At 48.7% G+C, this 17580-nt stretch carries 22 protein-coding genes; 5 read left to right on the plus strand and 17 right to left on the minus strand.

Translation table 11 applies throughout. The features are described 5' to 3' along the window. Positions 1 to 60 precede the first annotated feature (60 nt). The 3 genes from A7975_RS08580 to wrbA all read right to left on the minus strand — a co-directional run bounded on the left by A7975_RS08580 (position 61) and on the right by wrbA (position 1570). Positions 61 to 363 carry a GNAT family N-acetyltransferase gene (locus A7975_RS08580; protein ID WP_255314222.1) on the minus strand — a complete coding sequence of 101 codons (303 nt, stop codon included), beginning with the start codon at positions 361 to 363 and terminating at the stop codon, positions 61 to 63. A gap of 71 nt (positions 364 to 434) precedes the next feature. Further along, positions 435 to 791 (minus strand): hypothetical protein, encoded by a 357-nt coding sequence (locus tag A7975_RS08585; RefSeq protein WP_065384908.1) that lies wholly within the window; start codon positions 789 to 791, stop codon positions 435 to 437. Positions 792 to 973: 182 nt separating this feature from the next. Beyond that, entirely contained in the window at positions 974 to 1570 is a 597-nt protein-coding gene (gene wrbA, locus A7975_RS08590; RefSeq protein WP_065384909.1) for an NAD(P)H:quinone oxidoreductase, read from the minus strand. Positions 1571 to 1810: 240 nt separating this feature from the next. On the opposite strand from wrbA, the gene A7975_RS34055 reads away from it, so the two are divergent. Beyond that, a complete protein-coding gene (locus A7975_RS34055) occupies positions 1811 to 1972 on the plus strand; it encodes a hypothetical protein (protein ID WP_176707698.1) in 162 nt (53 codons plus the stop codon). A 263-nt stretch (positions 1973 to 2235) separates the two neighbouring features. Beyond that, positions 2236 to 3393 carry an acyl-CoA dehydrogenase family protein gene (locus A7975_RS08595; RefSeq protein WP_065384910.1) on the plus strand — a complete coding sequence of 386 codons (1158 nt, stop codon included), beginning with the start codon at positions 2236 to 2238 and terminating at the stop codon, positions 3391 to 3393. Positions 3394 to 3397: 4 nt separating this feature from the next. Here A7975_RS08595 and A7975_RS08600 read toward each other — a convergent pair whose 3' ends face one another. The 9 genes from A7975_RS08600 to A7975_RS08640 all read right to left on the minus strand — a co-directional run bounded on the left by A7975_RS08600 (position 3398) and on the right by A7975_RS08640 (position 11212). Then, entirely contained in the window at positions 3398 to 4126 is a 729-nt protein-coding gene (locus A7975_RS08600; RefSeq protein ID WP_053374459.1) for a PIG-L family deacetylase, read from the minus strand. Further along, positions 4123 to 4437, minus strand: a complete 315-nt coding sequence (locus A7975_RS08605) for a DUF1806 family protein (protein ID WP_255314223.1) — start codon at positions 4435 to 4437, stop codon at positions 4123 to 4125. Before A7975_RS08605 ends, A7975_RS08600 begins: the two co-directional genes overlap by 4 nt. Positions 4438 to 4470: 33 nt before the next feature. After that, positions 4471 to 4929, minus strand: coding sequence for a DinB family protein (locus A7975_RS08610; protein ID WP_065384912.1), 459 nt, complete (start codon positions 4927 to 4929; stop codon positions 4471 to 4473). A gap of 242 nt (positions 4930 to 5171) precedes the next feature. Then, positions 5172 to 6242, minus strand: coding sequence for a sulfate ABC transporter substrate-binding protein (locus A7975_RS08615; RefSeq protein WP_065384913.1), 1071 nt, complete (start codon positions 6240 to 6242; stop codon positions 5172 to 5174). A 34-nt stretch (positions 6243 to 6276) separates the two neighbouring features. Then, positions 6277 to 7341: a sulfate/molybdate ABC transporter ATP-binding protein gene (locus A7975_RS08620; RefSeq protein ID WP_053374455.1), complete on the minus strand. Its 1065-nt coding sequence runs from the start codon at positions 7339 to 7341 to the stop codon at positions 6277 to 6279. Between the two features lie 3 nt (positions 7342 to 7344). Next, a complete protein-coding gene (locus tag A7975_RS08625) occupies positions 7345 to 8142 on the minus strand; it encodes a sulfate ABC transporter permease (protein WP_053377644.1) in 798 nt (265 codons plus the stop codon). Further along, complete coding sequence (cysT, locus tag A7975_RS08630) at positions 8142 to 8948, minus strand: sulfate ABC transporter permease subunit CysT (RefSeq protein WP_053377643.1); 807 nt, start codon at positions 8946 to 8948, stop codon at positions 8142 to 8144. Before cysT ends, A7975_RS08625 begins: the two co-directional genes overlap by 1 nt. A 245-nt stretch (positions 8949 to 9193) precedes the next feature. Then, on the minus strand, positions 9194 to 9826 hold the full coding sequence (locus A7975_RS08635; RefSeq protein ID WP_053374454.1) for a YigZ family protein: 633 nt from the start codon (positions 9824 to 9826) through the stop codon (positions 9194 to 9196). Between the two features lie 36 nt (positions 9827 to 9862). Further along, on the minus strand, positions 9863 to 11212 hold the full coding sequence (locus tag A7975_RS08640) for a glucose-6-phosphate isomerase (protein WP_065384914.1): 1350 nt from the start codon (positions 11210 to 11212) through the stop codon (positions 9863 to 9865). A gap of 136 nt (positions 11213 to 11348) precedes the next feature. Between A7975_RS08640 and A7975_RS08645 the strand changes: the two genes are divergently transcribed. Further along, positions 11349 to 12275, plus strand: coding sequence for an NAD(P)-dependent oxidoreductase (locus tag A7975_RS08645; RefSeq protein WP_255314235.1), 927 nt, complete (start codon positions 11349 to 11351; stop codon positions 12273 to 12275). A gap of 110 nt (positions 12276 to 12385) precedes the next feature. On the opposite strand, the gene A7975_RS08650 is transcribed toward A7975_RS08645, so the two are convergent. Genes A7975_RS08650 through A7975_RS08660 form a run of 3 tightly spaced genes read right to left on the minus strand, consistent with a single transcriptional unit; the run spans position 12386 to position 14840 of the window. Next, positions 12386 to 12577, minus strand: coding sequence for a twin-arginine translocase TatA/TatE family subunit (locus A7975_RS08650; RefSeq protein WP_053374451.1), 192 nt, complete (start codon positions 12575 to 12577; stop codon positions 12386 to 12388). 47 nt (positions 12578 to 12624) lie between these two features. Beyond that, a complete protein-coding gene (locus tag A7975_RS08655; protein ID WP_065384916.1) occupies positions 12625 to 13188 on the minus strand; it encodes a RidA family protein in 564 nt (187 codons plus the stop codon). A gap of 47 nt (positions 13189 to 13235) precedes the next feature. Beyond that, positions 13236 to 14840 (minus strand): flavin monoamine oxidase family protein, encoded by a 1605-nt coding sequence (locus A7975_RS08660; RefSeq protein WP_065384917.1) that lies wholly within the window; start codon positions 14838 to 14840, stop codon positions 13236 to 13238. Positions 14841 to 15182: 342 nt separating this feature from the next. On the opposite strand from A7975_RS08660, the gene A7975_RS08665 reads away from it, so the two are divergent. Together A7975_RS08665 and tatC are read left to right on the plus strand one after the other, a co-directional pair. After that, complete coding sequence (locus A7975_RS08665; protein WP_065384918.1) at positions 15183 to 15419, plus strand: MerR family transcriptional regulator; 237 nt, start codon at positions 15183 to 15185, stop codon at positions 15417 to 15419. 24 nt (positions 15420 to 15443) lie between these two features. Further along, on the plus strand, positions 15444 to 16196 hold the full coding sequence (gene tatC / locus A7975_RS08670; RefSeq protein WP_053374447.1) for a twin-arginine translocase subunit TatC: 753 nt from the start codon (positions 15444 to 15446) through the stop codon (positions 16194 to 16196). 56 nt (positions 16197 to 16252) lie between these two features. Here tatC and A7975_RS08675 read toward each other — a convergent pair whose 3' ends face one another. Together A7975_RS08675 and ppnP are read right to left on the minus strand one after the other, a co-directional pair. Next, a complete protein-coding gene (locus A7975_RS08675) occupies positions 16253 to 16780 on the minus strand; it encodes a DUF420 domain-containing protein (RefSeq protein WP_053374446.1) in 528 nt (175 codons plus the stop codon). 446 nt (positions 16781 to 17226) lie between these two features. Then, positions 17227 to 17544, minus strand: a complete 318-nt coding sequence (ppnP, locus tag A7975_RS08680; RefSeq protein ID WP_065384919.1) for a pyrimidine/purine nucleoside phosphorylase — start codon at positions 17542 to 17544, stop codon at positions 17227 to 17229. Positions 17545 to 17580: the final 36 nt, after the last annotated feature.

The following is a 17580-nucleotide window of genomic DNA, read 5'->3' on the forward strand; positions in this document are numbered from 1 at the left end:
TTTTCACTAAAACCTTTGCAGAATCTATATTGTTTAACAAGCACTTGGCTGTAATGGCTTTTACATCCGGCTCACATCCGGCTCAGACAAAGCCCATTTCGCCAGCCCTTTTGCCGCTTCAACGCCGTAGCCCTGTTTGCGCTCCTTCTCCATGATCGCATAACCTATATCTACTTCCCCGTCAGCGTTTGGCCTGCCTTTAAACCCCGTGTCGCCGATAATCGTACGATTATGCCATCCTTCTCCTAAAAAGAAGCCTTTATGAAGCACGACATCATAACGGCCTTCCAATAGGGATGAAGCAACCACATATGTAAAAGGCACTAAAAGCAGCCTCTCCGTAACCATTTGCTCTACACTCATCGCTATGTATCCGTCCTTTCTTAATGGCGTAAAGCCTGCCGTTAATCGTGCACAGCAGCTCTACTGAACCGTTACCGAAATTTTTTTACAATTTCATTTCTAATCACGACAATTAATATTTCCGGCAATAAAACAATGACCACAAATACCAAAACAATAAAAGGCAAGGACGCCGCAAAGATAGCAGCTCCCTGTCCTTCCTTCCCACTCTCGATAATCCACCATACCGGTACCGCTATGAACCACATTAACATGTTTGAGAAGAATAAGTAGCGCAAATTACCCCAAAGGAAACAAAATAAGAGGGTAACAATAGCCGGAATGAGCCATGAATTCAATGCATGCCCTATGCTTAATAACCAAAAGATGATTACTGGATATAGAAGAGTAAATGCTGTTTGAATTCTTTTATTAGCGTACATTTTCATTTGAGCGCTCCTCCCCTCTTACTCATGCACCTATCATAAAAGTAATATATTCCACTGTTTCCGCTAAGCAATTATCTCTACCAGTATTATACAGCATGAATAACATCAACGGTCCAACTCCGCCTTTTACATATAAAAAAAGCCCCGCATTGCTGCGGAGCTCTCTCAATGACTCTAAGTTTCTACTTCGTCAAACGTGCCGCAATATCTAACAATCGTTTGGTTTGAACCTTAACCGCATCTAGTACAATGGGGTCAAAATCTCCATTCTCACCAACGGTTGCGCTTGCGCCGTAAGGATTGCCGCCAGCCTTGAACAAAATGGGATCGGTGTATCCTGGCGCGACTACGATCGCTCCCCAATGGTAAAAGGTCGTATACAGGGAGAGAATCGTCGCTTCCTGGCCTCCATGAGCATTTTGAGCAGAAGTGAAGGCAGATACAGCCTTATTCGCCAGCTTCCCTTCTGCCCACGATTTTCCCGTTGTATCTATGAACTGCCGAAGTGGCGATGCTGCATTGCCATACCTTGTCGGAGCACCGAATAAGATGGCATCCGCCCATTCCAAATCATCTGTTGTCGCAACTTTAACATCCTTTGTTGCTTCAACATGATCATTCCATGCCGTATTGGAAGCAATCACTTTTTCCGGAGCCAGCTCTGCAACCCGCAGCAGCCGAACCTCCACGTCCTGATTTGTGGCAGCCTCCTCGGCAGCCTTTGCCATTTTATAATTTGTACCTGTTGCACTGTAATAGACGATTGCTAATTTCACCATAATCCCATCTCCTCCTCGCTAGTTGTAATTCCACCTCATTTGCTCGATCATCTGACTATCTTTTACCCTATCCCCGTAAGGGTTAATCATGCAAAGATAACGGCCTGACATAAGTTCGACTATTTCCCGAGCAATAATCGAAAGAGCTCGAAACTTGCTCCCATGCATAGATCATGGTGTTTCATCATTCATTTTTCAGGGTATTGGAGATTAACCAAATCACACTAAGGAGTGGTTCAAATGTCAACCGGACAACGAAACTTAGAAATCGAAGAACGCCATGTAGAGAAAAAATCAGACTCAAGCTTGGTTGCTTCTACGTTCATCAAATATGCCGCCTACATCATCATTTTCTTTGGAGCATTGTACTTCTTGGTACGATACGTATTCCCGATGTTTTAATCGTAAATCGAGAGTGAAGGATCAGCTTGTTATCAAAAAATAGGACGAAGCAGTGTGCGATTCACTGTCCGTCCTATTTTTGTTTTTTTCGAAAAGCCTAATTTCCGAAAATGAGGTAGGTTTTCTAGGAAGAAATCTAGATTCTAGCTCTATGTTTGGCGGAATGAAGATCAGCTGAGCGGACATTTTAAATGATTCCGCATTCAAGGTTATGGTAAAATCGGATAAGGGAATTACGTTTTTATCGAAGGAGTGCATAATCATTGGGGCGGATAATCGATCAATATATACGAAGCGAACAGGAGAGAGAACGTGCCGATAAGGTAGAGGCGCTTGCTGCGCGTTTTGCCGAAAGAGCGGCTGCGCACGACCGGGAAGGGTCCTTTCCGCATGAAAACTTTGCTGACCTCCATGAAGCCGGTTACTTAAAGGTTACGGTGCCGAGTGAATTTGGTGGCGATGAGGTATCTTTGCACGAATTAGTTACGCTGCAGGAACGATTGGCTTACGGAGACGGCTCGACTGCACTGGCTGTCGGCTGGCATATCGGACAAGTGCTGCATCTTCGAACGACTCGCAAATGGCCGGACCGCTTGTTTGGCGAGCTGTGCCAAGCGATCGTTGCCGATGGCGCTATGATCAATACTTTCGCCAGCGAAGCGACCTCCGGAAGTCCAAGTCGCGGCGGCAAGCCCGAAACCACTGCCGCTCGCGTAGACGGAGGCTGGCTGATAACAGGGCGCAAAACGTTCAGTACGTTATCTCCGATTCTCGATCGTTTTGTTGTAACAGCTTATCTTCCTGAAGAAGAGACGACCACTGATTTTCTAGTATACAAAAACGAGCAGGTAAGCATCATTGAAACCTGGGATACAATTGGCATGCGAGGTACCGGCAGCCATGATGTCGTATTGGACAACGTCTTCGCCTCCGATGACTCCCGGATCACCGGCAAAGGAATAGATGACGGCGGCGGCTGGATGCTCCATATTCCTGCTTGCTACATAGGCATTGCACTAGCCGCACGTGATTTTGCCGTTAATTTTGCCCGGACTTACCGTCCCAACCATCTTCAAGGTCCGATCGCTGAGCTACCCATCGTGCAGCAGTCCATTGGGCAAATGGAGGTTGAGCTCCGCACTGCCCGCAGCCTGCTGTACGAGGCAGCCGGCCGCTGGGATCAAGAAACCGAGAACCGGCCCTCTTTGAGGCCTGAGCTTGGGTTAGCCAAATACGTAGCCGTGAATAACGCGATCAAAGTGGTGGATATTGCGATGCGGATCGTGGGGGGAGCGAGCTTATCCAAAACCTTGCCGCTGGAGCGGTATTACCGCGATGTAAGGGCGGGCCTTCACAACCCGCCGATGGACAATACGGTGCTGAATACACTCGCAGCGGCTGCTTTGAACGAACAGCGCTGATGTTTTAAAGCGTGCGTGGCGGTTGAAACAAATCATGATGCACAACCGGCTTATTAAATCGGCTGCCCGCTAAAAAATATTCATGGGCTCCAAGCCTAGCCAAAGCTTCACGATCGGTTTTCCACACCCACTCGTCCATTTCCGTTTGACAGCGATGCGCACGGAAAGCAGCAAGCTTGGCTTCCAAATGATGGCGAACATCGATTTTGACGACTTCTTTCTTCGTATAGCCATACCGCTCGGGGCTCTCCATCGTATCGCCAAAGCTGATGAAATAGAGAGAGCCCTGCTGGCGCGTCCGATGGAAAGCTTCGTCCGTTGCTTTCCCGATCGCGCAATGGTCGGGGTGCCCGCCAAATATTTCATGAAAAGTAAGAACGACATCAGGCTGTATCTCTTCCATGAGAACGGCTATTTTTTCAATTAACTGCTCCGAATCAAAAAATTCGACCATTTTATCTCGAATATCAAAGAAGATCAGCCGTTTAATGCCGAGTGCTTCACATGCCTTCCGAAGCTCTTGCTCCCGAATGTCCGGCATAGTTTCTCTGTTCACATAAGGCGGGTTGCCCATCCGGCGCCCCATCTCGCCACGCGTCGCACTTACGAGCGTAATTTCAACGTCCATGCTCGCATACTTTGCCAGCGTTCCGCCGCAAATAAACGATTCATCATCCGGGTGTGCAAACACGGCTAGAAGCTTACGCTTTGCCTTCACAGCTTCTTTACTCATTCCGGAAACGGCTCCTTTCCTAAATGCAGAGCTACGTTCATCCTGCCTCTATCGTCAAAACCGGCAAGCAGAAGCTTCCCATCCTCCATCGCTTCAAAATGGGTAAGCCCTTCCATTCGCAGCCAGCCAATGCCGTCAAAGTGGAGAGCGACCCGGTATGGACCATCTCCAGCAGATAACGCATCCGTCAGGTTAACCTTAAAATTCCGGACAAAAACGAAGGAGGTCGCTTCACTATGCATGAAGACCTCTTGCGCGAGAAAAGCTTGAAATGCCGCGTCCAGCTTGATTTTATTTATTTTTTCCATCATCGCTTCATTCCAATTCTATAATTGATCTACAGCCTAAGAGCGGCTTACGAAAAACGGCAGCTCTTCAATTCCGAGCAAACGAAGATAAGTGAACAATTGGCCTTTATGGTGAATCTCATGATCTTTGGCATTTTCAAGCAAAGCAATCCCAGCCATTTTCATGCCTTTAAAATCAACAACGCTTTCTAATTGCTCATCGGAGAGACCCTCCAGCACGGCTTTTGTAGCCTCTGTATCAGCTTGTATAATGGCTCTCAGCTCTTCAATCGTCTCAAATGGCTTTGGTGCTGAAGGAGGCGTAAATTCCCCGTTTTTCACCGTATTCGCGAACATCCCCATCGCACCGTTCATATGGAGAACTAGGCCAGACAACGACATCGCTTTTTCCCAAGGCTTGTACTGAAGATGCTCATCACGAACCGTATCCAGCAATGCAAGCAGCACGCTTCGGTGGTTTAACCATCCCGAAATGAAATCGTTTTGTTTAGACATAAGTTTTGCAGCTCTCCTTCGTCATTCGAAAGTTAATTAACATTAAAAAAAATAGCATGGAGCATAACCATTATACAAGATTTAAATAACAACATACATTATTTCTATTGATCCGGTGAAAATCAACCTCACATTTCTTATTCTACGCATAAAAAAACCTCTGATTCAAACGCACTCGATTTTCGAGCTGCGTGGATCAGAGGATCTCGCTTCGTTTCGTTTCAATAGCCTATGCGGTGCAATTAGATATCTGCCAAAACCTGATACCAGACGCCCTTCTTCGAATAAAGGTTTTTCCTGACCTCAGACCAGCCGCCCAAGTACGAAATATCAAACAGCTCATCCGGCACGGTATAACGATCCTTCGTGTCAGCGGCTACCTTCTCATCGACCGCGCGGAAGCCGTTGTCTACGAATAGACGCTGCGCTTCCTCGCTATGCAGATAGGCGATAAAAGCTTCGGCTACCTTGCGGGTGCCATGCTTATCTGTATTCTTATCGACTACCGCTGCCGGATTCTCGATAAGAATCGTGCTTTCCGGAACGACAATGTCATATTCGACGCCCTTCTTTATCCGAGCGAGCAGCTCGTTCTCGTAGGTTACGATCACATCGCCAACGCCGTATTCGAAGGCCGCCATTGATGCGCGTCCGCTCTTGTCGAGCGATTCTACGTTAGCGTGAACCGCTTTTAGAAAGCTTTTCGCATAATCCGCATCCTTCTTGCCGTTCTTCTCCTCGGATTGCTTCAGTCCAGCGCCATAAATAGCGTTGATGTCCCACTGCGCACCGCCGGAGGTTTTCGGATTCGGATACAGCACCTTAACGCCCTCGTTCGTCAAATCATTCCAGTCCTTGATTCCTAGCGGGTTGCCGGCTCTTGTTCCCAATACGACAATGGAGTTCGTAATCATTCCGCCATTGCTCTGAGCCTTCCAGTCATGCGTGATGAAGCCGGCATCAGCGATCTTGTCCAGATCGCCTTCCATCGCGAGAATCGCGACATCCGCCTCGAAGCCGCCGGCTATCGCGCGTGCTTGCGTGCCTGAAGCCTCATAGGATTCCTGAAAAGCTACCTTCTGCCCGGTCTCCTTCAGCCAATAGGCTTGGAATGCAGGCAAAATGTCCGCGAAAGCGTCCTTCACTACGGAATATGCACCGATTACAAGTGTTACATCGCCGTCTTGTACGGTAGACCCAGCCGCATGATCGCTCGTCTGCTCTTCCTTGCCGCAGCCTGCTGCAACGAGCAGCATAACCGCAGCAAGGAGCAGCACGAACATGCGCTGACTTGTTGCTCGATTGATTTTCATGTTCGCATACAACTCTTTCTACATCGCTTATTGGTTAAATATGAATAGGCATCGGATCAACCTTCAATTTATTTTCCGCAATCCAGCTGTCGTTATCATTGAACAAATAGGCACGGTGCACAAGCACGCTGACTTGATCGCCAGGATGCAGCACTTCCTTCTCCAGCGAACGGTATGTGATAAGCTTCGTATCTCCGACGAGCAGCTCGACCATCCACTCGCTGCCGCGGAAATGCAAATGCTTCACCTTGCCAGAGAGCGTAGCGGAAGCCAGCTTGATTTCTCCGGGCTTGCCGATTTCGATATATTCCGGACGAATAAGTGCTTTGGTGCCGGGACGGCTTGCCGCATCCTCAAAACCTTTGAGCTGCGCGATATTGTCCACAATCGTGGATTCGCCGATAAAGCTCGCGACAAAAGGCGTTTCCGGATTTTTATAAATATCCCACGGGCTGCCCTTTTGCTCTAGCTTGCCCTTGCTTATAATCATAATCTCATCGGCTACTTCGATCGCTTCCTCTTGGTCATGCGTTACGAAGATGGATGTAATGCCGACACGCTCGATCATTTCCTTCAGCCATGTCCGAAGCTCCGTGCGAATCTTCGCGTCGATCGCAGCAAACGGCTCATCCAGCAGAAGCAGCTGCGGCTCTGGCGCCAGTGCCCTTGCGAAGGCAACGCGCTGGCGTTGGCCGCCGGATAGCTGATGCGCATAACGATGCTCGAACCCTTTCAGGCCGGTCAGCTCCACCAAGTACATGACGCGCTCGCGAATTTGCTCCTTCGACTGCTTCTTCACCTTGAGGCCAAAAGCGATGTTGTCATATACGGTCATATGCTTGAACAACGCGTAGTTTTGGAACACGAAGCCGATTCCGCGCTCTTGAGGCGGCAGGTCGTTGACCCGTTTTCCGTGGAAAATGATATCGCCCGAGGAAGGAGACTCAAGTCCCGCCAGCATACGAAGTATGGACGTTTTACCGCCGCCGCTCGGTCCGAGCAAGCCGATCAAATGGCCTTTTTCGATTTCAAAGCTGACATCCTTCACTGCATGAAAATCGCCAAAGCTCTTGTTTAAGTTCCGTACTTCAATATGCATGGCTTAATGCACTTCCTTTCGTTTTTTCGCCCATTCCATGAGCAGCAGCAGTCCGACGGAAAATGCCGCTAGAACCAGTGCAACGCCATTGGCGGCAACTACGTTAAAATTTTCGACATCCTGATATACGAGCGTTGTCGCCGTTTGCGTCTTATTCATAATATTGCCTGATACAACGAGCACCGCCCCGAATTCACCAAGCGACCGCGCTACCGTCAACACTACGCCGTAGATGACGCCCCAACGGATCGAAGGCCACGTTACCTTCCAGAACGTGTACCAGGAGTATGCGCCAAGCGTAGACGCCGCTTCCTCCTGCTGCGCTCCGATCTCCTGAAGCACGGGCATCACCTCGCGCACCATGAGCGGAAACGTCACGAACAAGGTCGCGAGAATCATCCCAGGCAGCGCGTATACGATTTTAAAGCCCGCGTCCTCGAACATGGTGCCGATAATCGTATTCGGGCCGAGTATAAGGACGATCATCAAACCGCCTATTACCGGCGACACCGCGAATGGCAAGTCGACCAAGCTATTGAGCAGCCGCTTCACCCGCCGTCCGATCCATTCGGCGCGCACGAGATACATCGCGAGCATAATGCCAAACACCGTATTCAAAGCGGTTACAACTACGACAATAATTCCTGTCATCATTAGCGCATGCAGCGACTGAGGTCTCGTAATCCCCTCTACGAAGCCGCTCCAGCCATCAGCCCATGAGCCTGTAAAAATCTTGACCAACGGCGCGATAAGCAATAAACCAAAAACGATATAAGTTAGCGTAATCCATAATCTTCTCATCATTGTCCGCTCCTCCTGCCTTGAATGAGGTTAACCGTCCAAAGGATGAGGAACGATAGCGTGAGCAGCAGCACCGATACGGCGGCCGCTCCCTGCGGATTACTGCTTTCAATTTCTCCGAAAATATAAACCGATGCGATCAACGTTTTGCCCGGGATATTGCCGGCTACGAGCACGACTGCGCCAAACTCGGCAATTCCGCGCGAGAAGGCCAGCATGGCACCGCTTAATATTCCTGGAAGCATCGTTGGCAAAATAACGCTAAAAAACGTCTTTGTGCGCGTAGCACCCAGCGTATAAGCCGCTTCCTCCTCTGATTTGTCCATTTCCTCCAGCAGCGGCTGAATAGCCCGAATGACGAAAGGAAACGTAACGAACAGCATCGCTACAATAATCGCTGGCTCATGGAATACGATCTCGATCCCGATCTTCTCAGCCAAGCCTCCTACTAGACTATTAGGTCCAAGCAGCAGCAAAATCATAAGGCCGCCGACCGCCGTAGGCAGTGCGAATGGCAAGTCAACGAGACTGTTGAGCAAGCGCCGTCCGGGAAAGCGATAACGAATAAGCACCCAGCCGATCATCGTACCAAGAAACATGTTAAGAACCGTTGCGACGACCGCCAATTTTACCGTAAGCAGCACAGCTTTCCAAGCTAATGGATCAGAAATGCTTTCCCAGAAAGGGGTCCATCCAAGCGAAAACGATTGCGTGTAAATGCCGACGATTGGTAGAACGATTAGGATGACAAAATAAAGCAATATGGCGCTTCGAAAGCCGAAGCTCCACCCTTTCCCACGAAACATAGCATTCACTGTGACTTTACCTCCAGACCATCGGCTCGTGCCGTAGGTGTAGCATAACAAGTAAAAACATAATTCCTATTAATTTACTAGGTATTGATAATGTAGCATCCAAACTGGGATTAAGTCAATAATAAATTTAGAAATCTAATCGCTTTTATAGCCTTTTCTTATGGCTGATTCAAAGACAAGCATTCCCAAGAACAAAAAAAAGAGGAGATCAGCATATGCCGATACTCCTCTTCATCCTATTCGCCTTCAATATAATAAACATTTTCGCCTTCAGTTATGGCCGCTTGCCCTTGCGTCAGATCGGTTATCCAAGCGATAAACGCCTCTGCCTCAGGCACTTCCGGCAGGCAGCGTACGATAACGCGGTCCGTAAAATCCGTTCCGCCTACCCGCGTTCCCTTGCCGTGCAGCTCATTCTCCAGCTTGCCGTACCACGTATAGTCCACGTCAACGAACACTTCGCGGTGAAGCACATTTACGATCTCTTCTGCCGCTTCGATGCCGGCAACAGCACCGTCCGTGTAGGCTCTGACGAGCCCGCCTGCGCCAAGCATAATGCCGCCAAAGTAGCGCGTCACGACGACGGCGACATTTTTCAGACCCTTATGCTTGATGACTTCAAGAATCGGCTTGCCCGCCGTACCGCTTGGCTCGCCATCGTCGGAAGCCTTTTGGAACTGATCCCGCTCCCCCACCATATAAGCCGAGCAGTTATGCGTCGCCTGCTTGTGCAGCTGCTTGATCTCATTAATGAAAGCAACGGCTTCCTCTTCCGTCTCCACAGGCTTCGCATAACCGATGAAACGGGACTTCTTGATGACGATCTCAGCGCTGGCCTGCTGCCTGACCGTCTTATACTTCTCGAGCATAGGCTAAAACTCCCGTATACCGATCAAGCCGGTTGATTACAGCCTTGCTTCCAGCTCGGCTTTTTCCTTCTCGAAGCCCGGTTTGCCGAGCAATGCGAACATGTTCTTTTTGTAAGCTTCAACGCCCGGTTGGTCGAATGGATTAACGCCAAGCAGGTAACCGCTGATTCCGCATGCTTTTTCAAAGAAATACACAAGGTAACCAAACGTGTAAGGCGTCATGTCCGCAATGTTAACGATTAGGTTTGGAACTTGTCCATCCGTATGCGCAAGAAGCGTGCCTTCGAACGCTTTTTTGTTAACGAAATCCATCGTCTTGCCAGTCAAGAAGTTCAAGCCGTCAAGATCCGCTGCATCATGCTCGATTGTAATATGCTCAGATACTTCATTCACTTGAATAACCGTTTCGAAAATGTTCCGGTTGCCCTCTTGGATAAATTGCCCCATCGAGTGAAGGTCAGTCGAGAAGTCAACGGCTGCCGGGAAAATACCTTTATAGTCTTTGCCTTCGCTTTCGCCGAAGAGCTGTTTCCACCACTCGGATACGAAGTGCAGCGACGGCTCGTAGTTCACGAGAATTTCAGTCGCTTTGCCTTTGCGGTATAGCGCGTTGCGTGCTGCCGCATATTGGTAAGCCTCGTTCTCAGCAAGGTTAGGGTTGCTGTATTCTTTGGATGCATCCGCTGCGCCCTGCATGATCGATTCGATGTTGATTCCGGCAGCAGCGATTGGAAGCAAGCCTACCGCTGTAAGCACGGAGTAGCGTCCGCCAACATCGTCAGGAATGATGAACGACTCGTAGCCTTCTTCCGAAGAAAGCTTTTTAAGCGCGCCCTTCTCGCTGTCCGTTGTCGCGTAAATGCGTTTGCGGGCTTCTTCTTTGCCGTATTTCTTCTCAAGCGCTGCGCGGAATACGCGGAATGCGATGGCAGGCTCAGTCGTCGTGCCGGATTTCGAGATAACGTTGATCGACCAGTCGCGGCCTTCAACCAATTGCAGAAGGTGAGTAACGTAAGTCGAGCTGATGTTGTTGCCAGCGAACAAAACTTGCGGCGTTTTGCGCTGCTCTTTTGGCAAAATATTATAGAAAGAGTGCGACAGCGCTTCGATTGCCGCGCGTGCTCCCAAATAGGAACCGCCGATGCCGATTACGATCAGCACTTCTGAGTCCGATTTGATCTTCTCAGCAGCCTTCTGAATGCGAGCGAACTCTTCTTTATCATAATTAGTCGGAAGGTCGATCCAGCCCAAATAGTCCGAGCCTGCTCCCGTTCCGTTATGTAATTGCTCATGCGCAAGGCGAACGGATTCTGCCAAGTAATCAATTTCATGCTTGCCGACAAAAGTCAGCGCTTTGCTGTAGTCAAACTGAACTGTTTTGCTCATGTTAATGTATGCCTCCTAAAAATTTCTCGATATACAACCCTGATAATGCTTTTCAACTTAGCATCTACAATATCGGATTTACCTAATAAAAACAAGCAACAAACAATGAATAATTGATGAATTAGCGGTATACTTAATTAAAAAAAGATTAAGAGCGGAGGAAATCTTCATGAAAAAGATCGGATTTATCGGGTTAGGCGTTATGGGACTTGGAATGGCAACGAATTTACTAAACAAAGGCTTCGAGGTGACGGTATATAACCGCACGCCAGGCAAAGCAGACTCCCTTACCGCCCTTGGCGCAAAAGAATTGGACAGCCCCTCTGCCGTAGCGCAAGAATCGGAAATTGTTATTACGATGATTAGCAACGATTCCGCAATTCGCGAGGTTTATTGGGGAGAGAACGGCATCTTTGCTGGAACACGCAGCGGTCATACGCTCATTGACAGCAGCACAATCTCGCCGACTTTGGCGAAGGAGCTTGCGGCGGCGGCGGCGGATCTTGGCGCCTCGTTCCTCGACGCTCCGGTGACTGGCAGCAAGCCGGCAGCAGAAGGCGGTACGCTTGTATTCATGGTAGGAGGTTCTACAGACACGCTTAGCGGAGCCACTGATGTTTTGCTTGCAATGGGCCGCAAGGTCATTCCGATGGGCGCTAACGGCAGCGGCTCCGTGGCGAAGCTTGCGCATAACACGATCGTTGGCATCAATGTTGTCGCATTGGCCGAAGGCATGGCGATTGCCGCAAGCGGCGGCATCGACGGCGCTTCGTTCATCGAGCTCGTCCAATCGGGCGGCGCAGCAAGCAAGGCAGCGGAGCTCAAGGGCGCCAAGCTGCTGGAAGGCAATTATGACGTGCAATTCTCGCTTGAGCTGATGCTGAAGGACTTGAAGCTGAGCTCCGTCCTATCGGACGGCTTGAAAGTGCCAACGCCATTGCTCGAAGCAGCGAAGAACCAATTCCAGATCGGAGACACCATGGGACTTGGCGAGCTTGATATGTGCAGCGTAGCTCAAGCCTATGAGCAATGGATCGGACGCAAGCTTGGCGATAAAGCTTAGGTTTTCGTAAGGCATACTATTTAATACGCTCAGCCATCATAGAAACAAAGAGTTGCCTTGATTGCAAATGCACTGCAATCGAGGCAACTCTTTGTTTGATTAGGCCAACCTTATTTGGCTGCTTCCTGCTTCTCAATGACATCGTCCTTCGTCTCCGCGACAAGCTCCTTCGCGGAAGACTTAAACTCATGAAGCGTTCTTCCTACCGCTCTGCCCAGTTCCGGCAGCTTGGATGGCCCAAATATGATCAATACCACTACAAGAATCATAATAAGTCCCGGCAAACCAATACTTTGCAGCATCAACCATCATCTCCATTTCTTCTTTATATAGGACTAAGCTACTGCTATTAATTTTGGTTGTGAGCGATCGGATAAGCAGCCACTGCTTCGATCTCAATTAGCCAATCCTTGTTGACTAAGCCCGCTACGCCTACTGTTGAGCGTGCCACTTTGGTAGGGTTCTCCTTCGTATTGAAGAACTTCGCATAGGCATTGAACCAGCCTTGATAATCGAATTCGCCCTTCTTCGCTTCGTCAGCCGTCACGTATACCCTGAGATAAATTACATCCTTCATGCTAAGGCCTTGTTCCTTAAGCTGCTTTTCGATGTTCAAAAGGATACCTTCCCCTTGCTTTTCCGTGTCTCCGTAACGCTCATACACCGTCTTGCCATCCTTGTTCAGAAGCGGCGGAACCGTACCGCTCGTCGAGAACGTCGCTGCTCCGGAAGGCAAAGCCACCGCGCTGGCAATTGACGAGGTTGGGCTTCCGTAAAATTCAGGCTCGTTTACCGGCGTTAACGGCAATTTATTAGGCAATAATGCGCTTGCATAGGCGGATGCACCCAGGAAGCATGACAATATGGCTGCTCCGACTGCGATTTTCGCGTTGCGCTTCAACTTTATCTCCATCTTTAGCATTCCTCCTAAAGTTTCATGAACCGGCATGAATCAGCTTGCTACTCTTTCATCACGCGCTGATGAATATCGGTTACGACTGCGCGTGCAGATTCGATGCCGCCTGCCATCCATGCCGTAATATAGCTCATATGCTCACCCGCAAGATAGACTCTGCGGTCCGGCTTGCACAACGTCGGATAAACGGTCGTACGCTGGTCGCCTGTGTAAGATACCCAGCCGCCAAGATTGTACTTGATTCGCTTCCAGTCTATAGAGAATGAGGCCTCGAACTCTTTATGATATTGTGGATGTATCTTCGCGCCCTGCTGAAGCGCATGCGCTTCCCTCTGAATATACGACATCTCGCCTAGCTTATCCGCGCTTCCGCCGAACGCGTAATAGCCGAGCAGCAGCCCTTTCTTCTGCATATACCCTGTCGGCGGGTAATAGATCGATGAGATATCCATGTTGGTCAGCGTATTGCCACCGTAAATTTGCTCATCCTCTTCCCAGAATCGGCGCTTGAATTGCAAGCCGATCTTGCCTGCTGACGCGTAGCTGATACTATCAATCGCCTTTTTCATCTCCGGAGAGAAGTCGGCTTTGACCGATTTCAGCACAGATAGAGGAATCGTGCATATGCAATATTCGCCTTCGATCTTACGCTCCTCACCTGAAGCAAGATCTTTATAAAGGACGGTTACGCCACTGCCGCTTTGCTTGATTTCAATGACCTCGGAGTGGAACTTAATTTTACCTTTTAGCCTTTTCTCGAAAGCATTAGAGATCGCGTCCATGCCGCCAACCGGATGGAACATCATCATTTGCTGATCATAGCCGTATTCGCTGCTGAAATAATTGCCGAAGCCTGAATTCAAAATAGCCTTCATGCTGAACGGATCCCGAATGACGCCGGCATCAAGCCTTGCGCCCGGCTCGTCCTTATAACCGCCGCGCGAGGAAGCCTTGTAGAACAAATCGGCATCCAAGCCGCCTTCCGAGCGCAGGTAGGCAACCAGCTTTTCCTTCTCTTCGGCAGTAATCGGCAGATCGAGCGCATTTTGGTTAACCGCTTTGGCCATTAATTCGTTAACGTATCCGCGAACATCCGCTTTTGCTTCGCGCTTTCTGACTTTTTTGCCGGAAAGCTCGCCAACTTCCTCGTTATAGTAATAAGCGTGATCATTCACATTGTTGAATGGTTCAATAGGAATGCCGAACTTACGGATATACTCCATCGTGACATGGAACTGCGGAATACGCATAGGACCGCCATTCAAATATAAGCCGTCCGCGAATCGCGCCACTTGCTTGGATGTCCCTATTTCAGCTATCGTCGTTCCGCGCCGCACAGACCAGATGCGTCCTCCCGAACGGGCGCGCGCCTCCAGAATCGTACAATCGTAGCCGGCTTGGCTAAGCTCGTAAGCGGCAGTCATCCCTGCAATACCAGCGCCTAGAATTATAATCTTTTTGCCGCCTTTTTTACTCATCGACAGCTCGTTCCCGTCCGGCGGCTCAAAGTCTGCTGCCTTTAGCGTCTCCGGAGATAGCAGCCCAAGCGTACCCATTACGCTAAATACGGCTGCTCCTCCGCCTATCTTCCCCACTGTGCTCAGAAACTGCCGCCTGGACATCTCGCTAGGCGTTTTCGTCGACTCCATTCCGCTCACTCCATTCGTCGGCTTTGTAAATCTCACAACGAAAAGATAACACGGACTACAGAGCCCACTCTATTATTATGTAAGAAAAACTAACATAAATATTCTTTATATATTTTGACGTATCAATAAAAAAAGTATTTATAGTCAGTTCATCCTGCATAAAAATGGGCAAATTCCTTTTTCAAACAAATATTCATAGTCCATCAAGACCATTGTCTTCTTTCATTCAGCCTGCTAAAATCACCATCAAGGTCATTTTCATGTTATATAAACTCACTTTAACCTATCATTTGCATGCAAGAAAGCACTCACCTATTTTTAATTGTTATAGGAGGCGAAGCAATGAGCAATAAAGTGATTAGAATTGGCGCCGTTTGTGAATTAACCGGTTTAACGGAGAGGCAGATTCGTTATTACGAGGAAAAGCAGCTCATTTTCCCTGACAGGACGCGAGGCGGCGCAAGGAAATTCTCTTTCGAGGATGTGGACATTCTTAAGGAGATTCAAACAAAGCTTCAAGATGGCTTCCACACGTTCGAGCTTCGCAAGGCATACGCTCGCCATCATATGCGTTCCTAATATTAGGAAAGGTAGTGCATCTTAATGAGCAATAGAACCAATATGCCTTTATTAGAGCATCTCTTCGAGCTTCGCAAGCTGCTGATTTCGATTTTCGCCGTATTTGCCGTATTCACTGGCGCTGGCCTTGCCGTATCGCCGATTATTTTAGACTATATTAAAAGCACACCGCCGGCTTCGACGCTCGAATGGAATGTTTTCTCCCCCTTCGACGGAATCCGCATGTACATGAACATATCGCTTGCATTCGCTGTTACCTCTTCATTGCCCGTCACGCTTTATCTGATCTGGGGTTTCGTCAAAAAAGGATTGCATCAGCATGAACGAAGCGCGACGCTCAGATACATCCCTTACAGCGTGTTATGTCTGCTGCTTGGGCTTGCCTTTGGGTATTATGTCGTGCTGCCAATGAGCTTCTCCTTCATCACGGATGTATCCGATAAGCTGAATCTTGTCGAAACCTATGGCATTACCCAATACTTCAGCTTCATGATTAACATTGTCCTGCCGATCGCCTTCGCTTTCGAGCTTCCGATTCTCGTCATGTTCCTGACCAAAATCGGCTTATTGACGCCTGAACGGCTTAAGAAATCGCGGCGTTATGCTTATCTCATTCTTGTTATCGTCGCGAACGTGATCTCACCGCCGGATTTTGTCTCTGCCTTTATCATCTTAATTCCGCTTGTCGCACTCTACGAGATCAGCGTCTTCCTCTCGCGGAGCGTGCACCGCAAGAGGCTGAAAAAAACTATCGAAGGCGCAAGCGCGGCTGTTTAACGTCTATATAAACAATGAAGGCCGCCAGGATTATCCCGGCGGCCTTCATTGTCTTCTCAATAATAAGGAGAAATCATCAGATATACAACAACGCCCGTAAAGCTCACGTACAGCCAGATTGGCATCGTCCATCTCGCGATTTTGCGGTGCTTGTCCACCTTCATTTGCAAGCCGCGGACAGCAGACAGCAAAGCAAGCGGCACAACAACAATAGCTAGCAAAATATGCGTTAGCAGAATGAAGAAATAAATTGAGCGCAGCGCGCCCTCTCCGCCGTATTTCGTTGATTCCGTCAAATAATGGTAAGTGACGTAGGAAACAAGAAACAGCGTCGTGGATGTAAAAGCAGCCCCGATGAATGTACGATGAAGACGTACATTTTTCTTCAAAATCGCAACTAGCGCAACAACCAGCGCAATAAAGGTGAAGCAGTTGAATATCGCATTAAGCAGCGGCAATATCGTAACGTCAAAGCCGATCTCCCCGTCGTATGCCGGCAAGAAGAACAAAATCGTTATGATCGCTACTAGGACCAGTGACAAGATCGCCACCAAGGGTCCAACGTTTTTTTCCTTCAAGAACATAACCTCCTAAGTAAACGCGAAGGCTTAAAGCATGCGCGCTTCTTTCTCTCTTAACCTTATCCGATTTGCATAGTCCAAATCAATTTGATTTACCGTATAGTTGTCACGAAAAATCGAATTTTGCGCCATTCTTCAATATAAGAAAGCCGAAGCAGACAAGCCCATACTTTGAAAAATTATCATGGTGATTCCATTATTTAGTATAAACGACAGCACGGCCTTTGCAATCCGCCGGTTCAATTGCTTTTCCCCCTCCACCCCTAATGTTTTGTCTATATTTAGCCATTACAAAGCTAATTGTAGCGCTGCGGAGCCGGGTCCTTATATAACCATGTTTTATGATTGTTAGCACGATATTAGGGATTATGAGCAGGCAAAAAAAAGAGGCTTTCCCCCGGCGATTGCTCGCAGGTGTGGAAAGCCTCTTTTGAACTTGCTAGGCAAAACTATTCGTAAATGTACGAGCAGCAGTAATCCGATACTTCAGCAACCTGAAGCTTGAATTTGGTGTTCGCAGGCACTGTGAATTCGCCTTCGCCTTTAATGTGCAGCCATTCCGTTTCGCCAGGCAGCAGCACTTTCAAATCACCAGCCAAAATCTCCATGATTTCGACGCAGTCCGTTCCAAATTCATAGTCGCCCGGCAGCATGATGCCGAGTGTTTTTTTGGTGCCGTCCGCGAACAGTACAGCGCGGCTCGTTACTTTACCGTCGAAGTAAACATTTGCTTTCTTGACGATTGATACGTTATCGAATTGAGACATGGTGGCTGTGATCTCCCTTATCTATCGGATGCTAAA

It is taken from the genome of Bacillus sp. FJAT-26390, assembly GCF_001682865.1.
Classification (GTDB): Bacteria; Bacillota; Bacilli; order Paenibacillales; family Paenibacillaceae; genus Pristimantibacillus.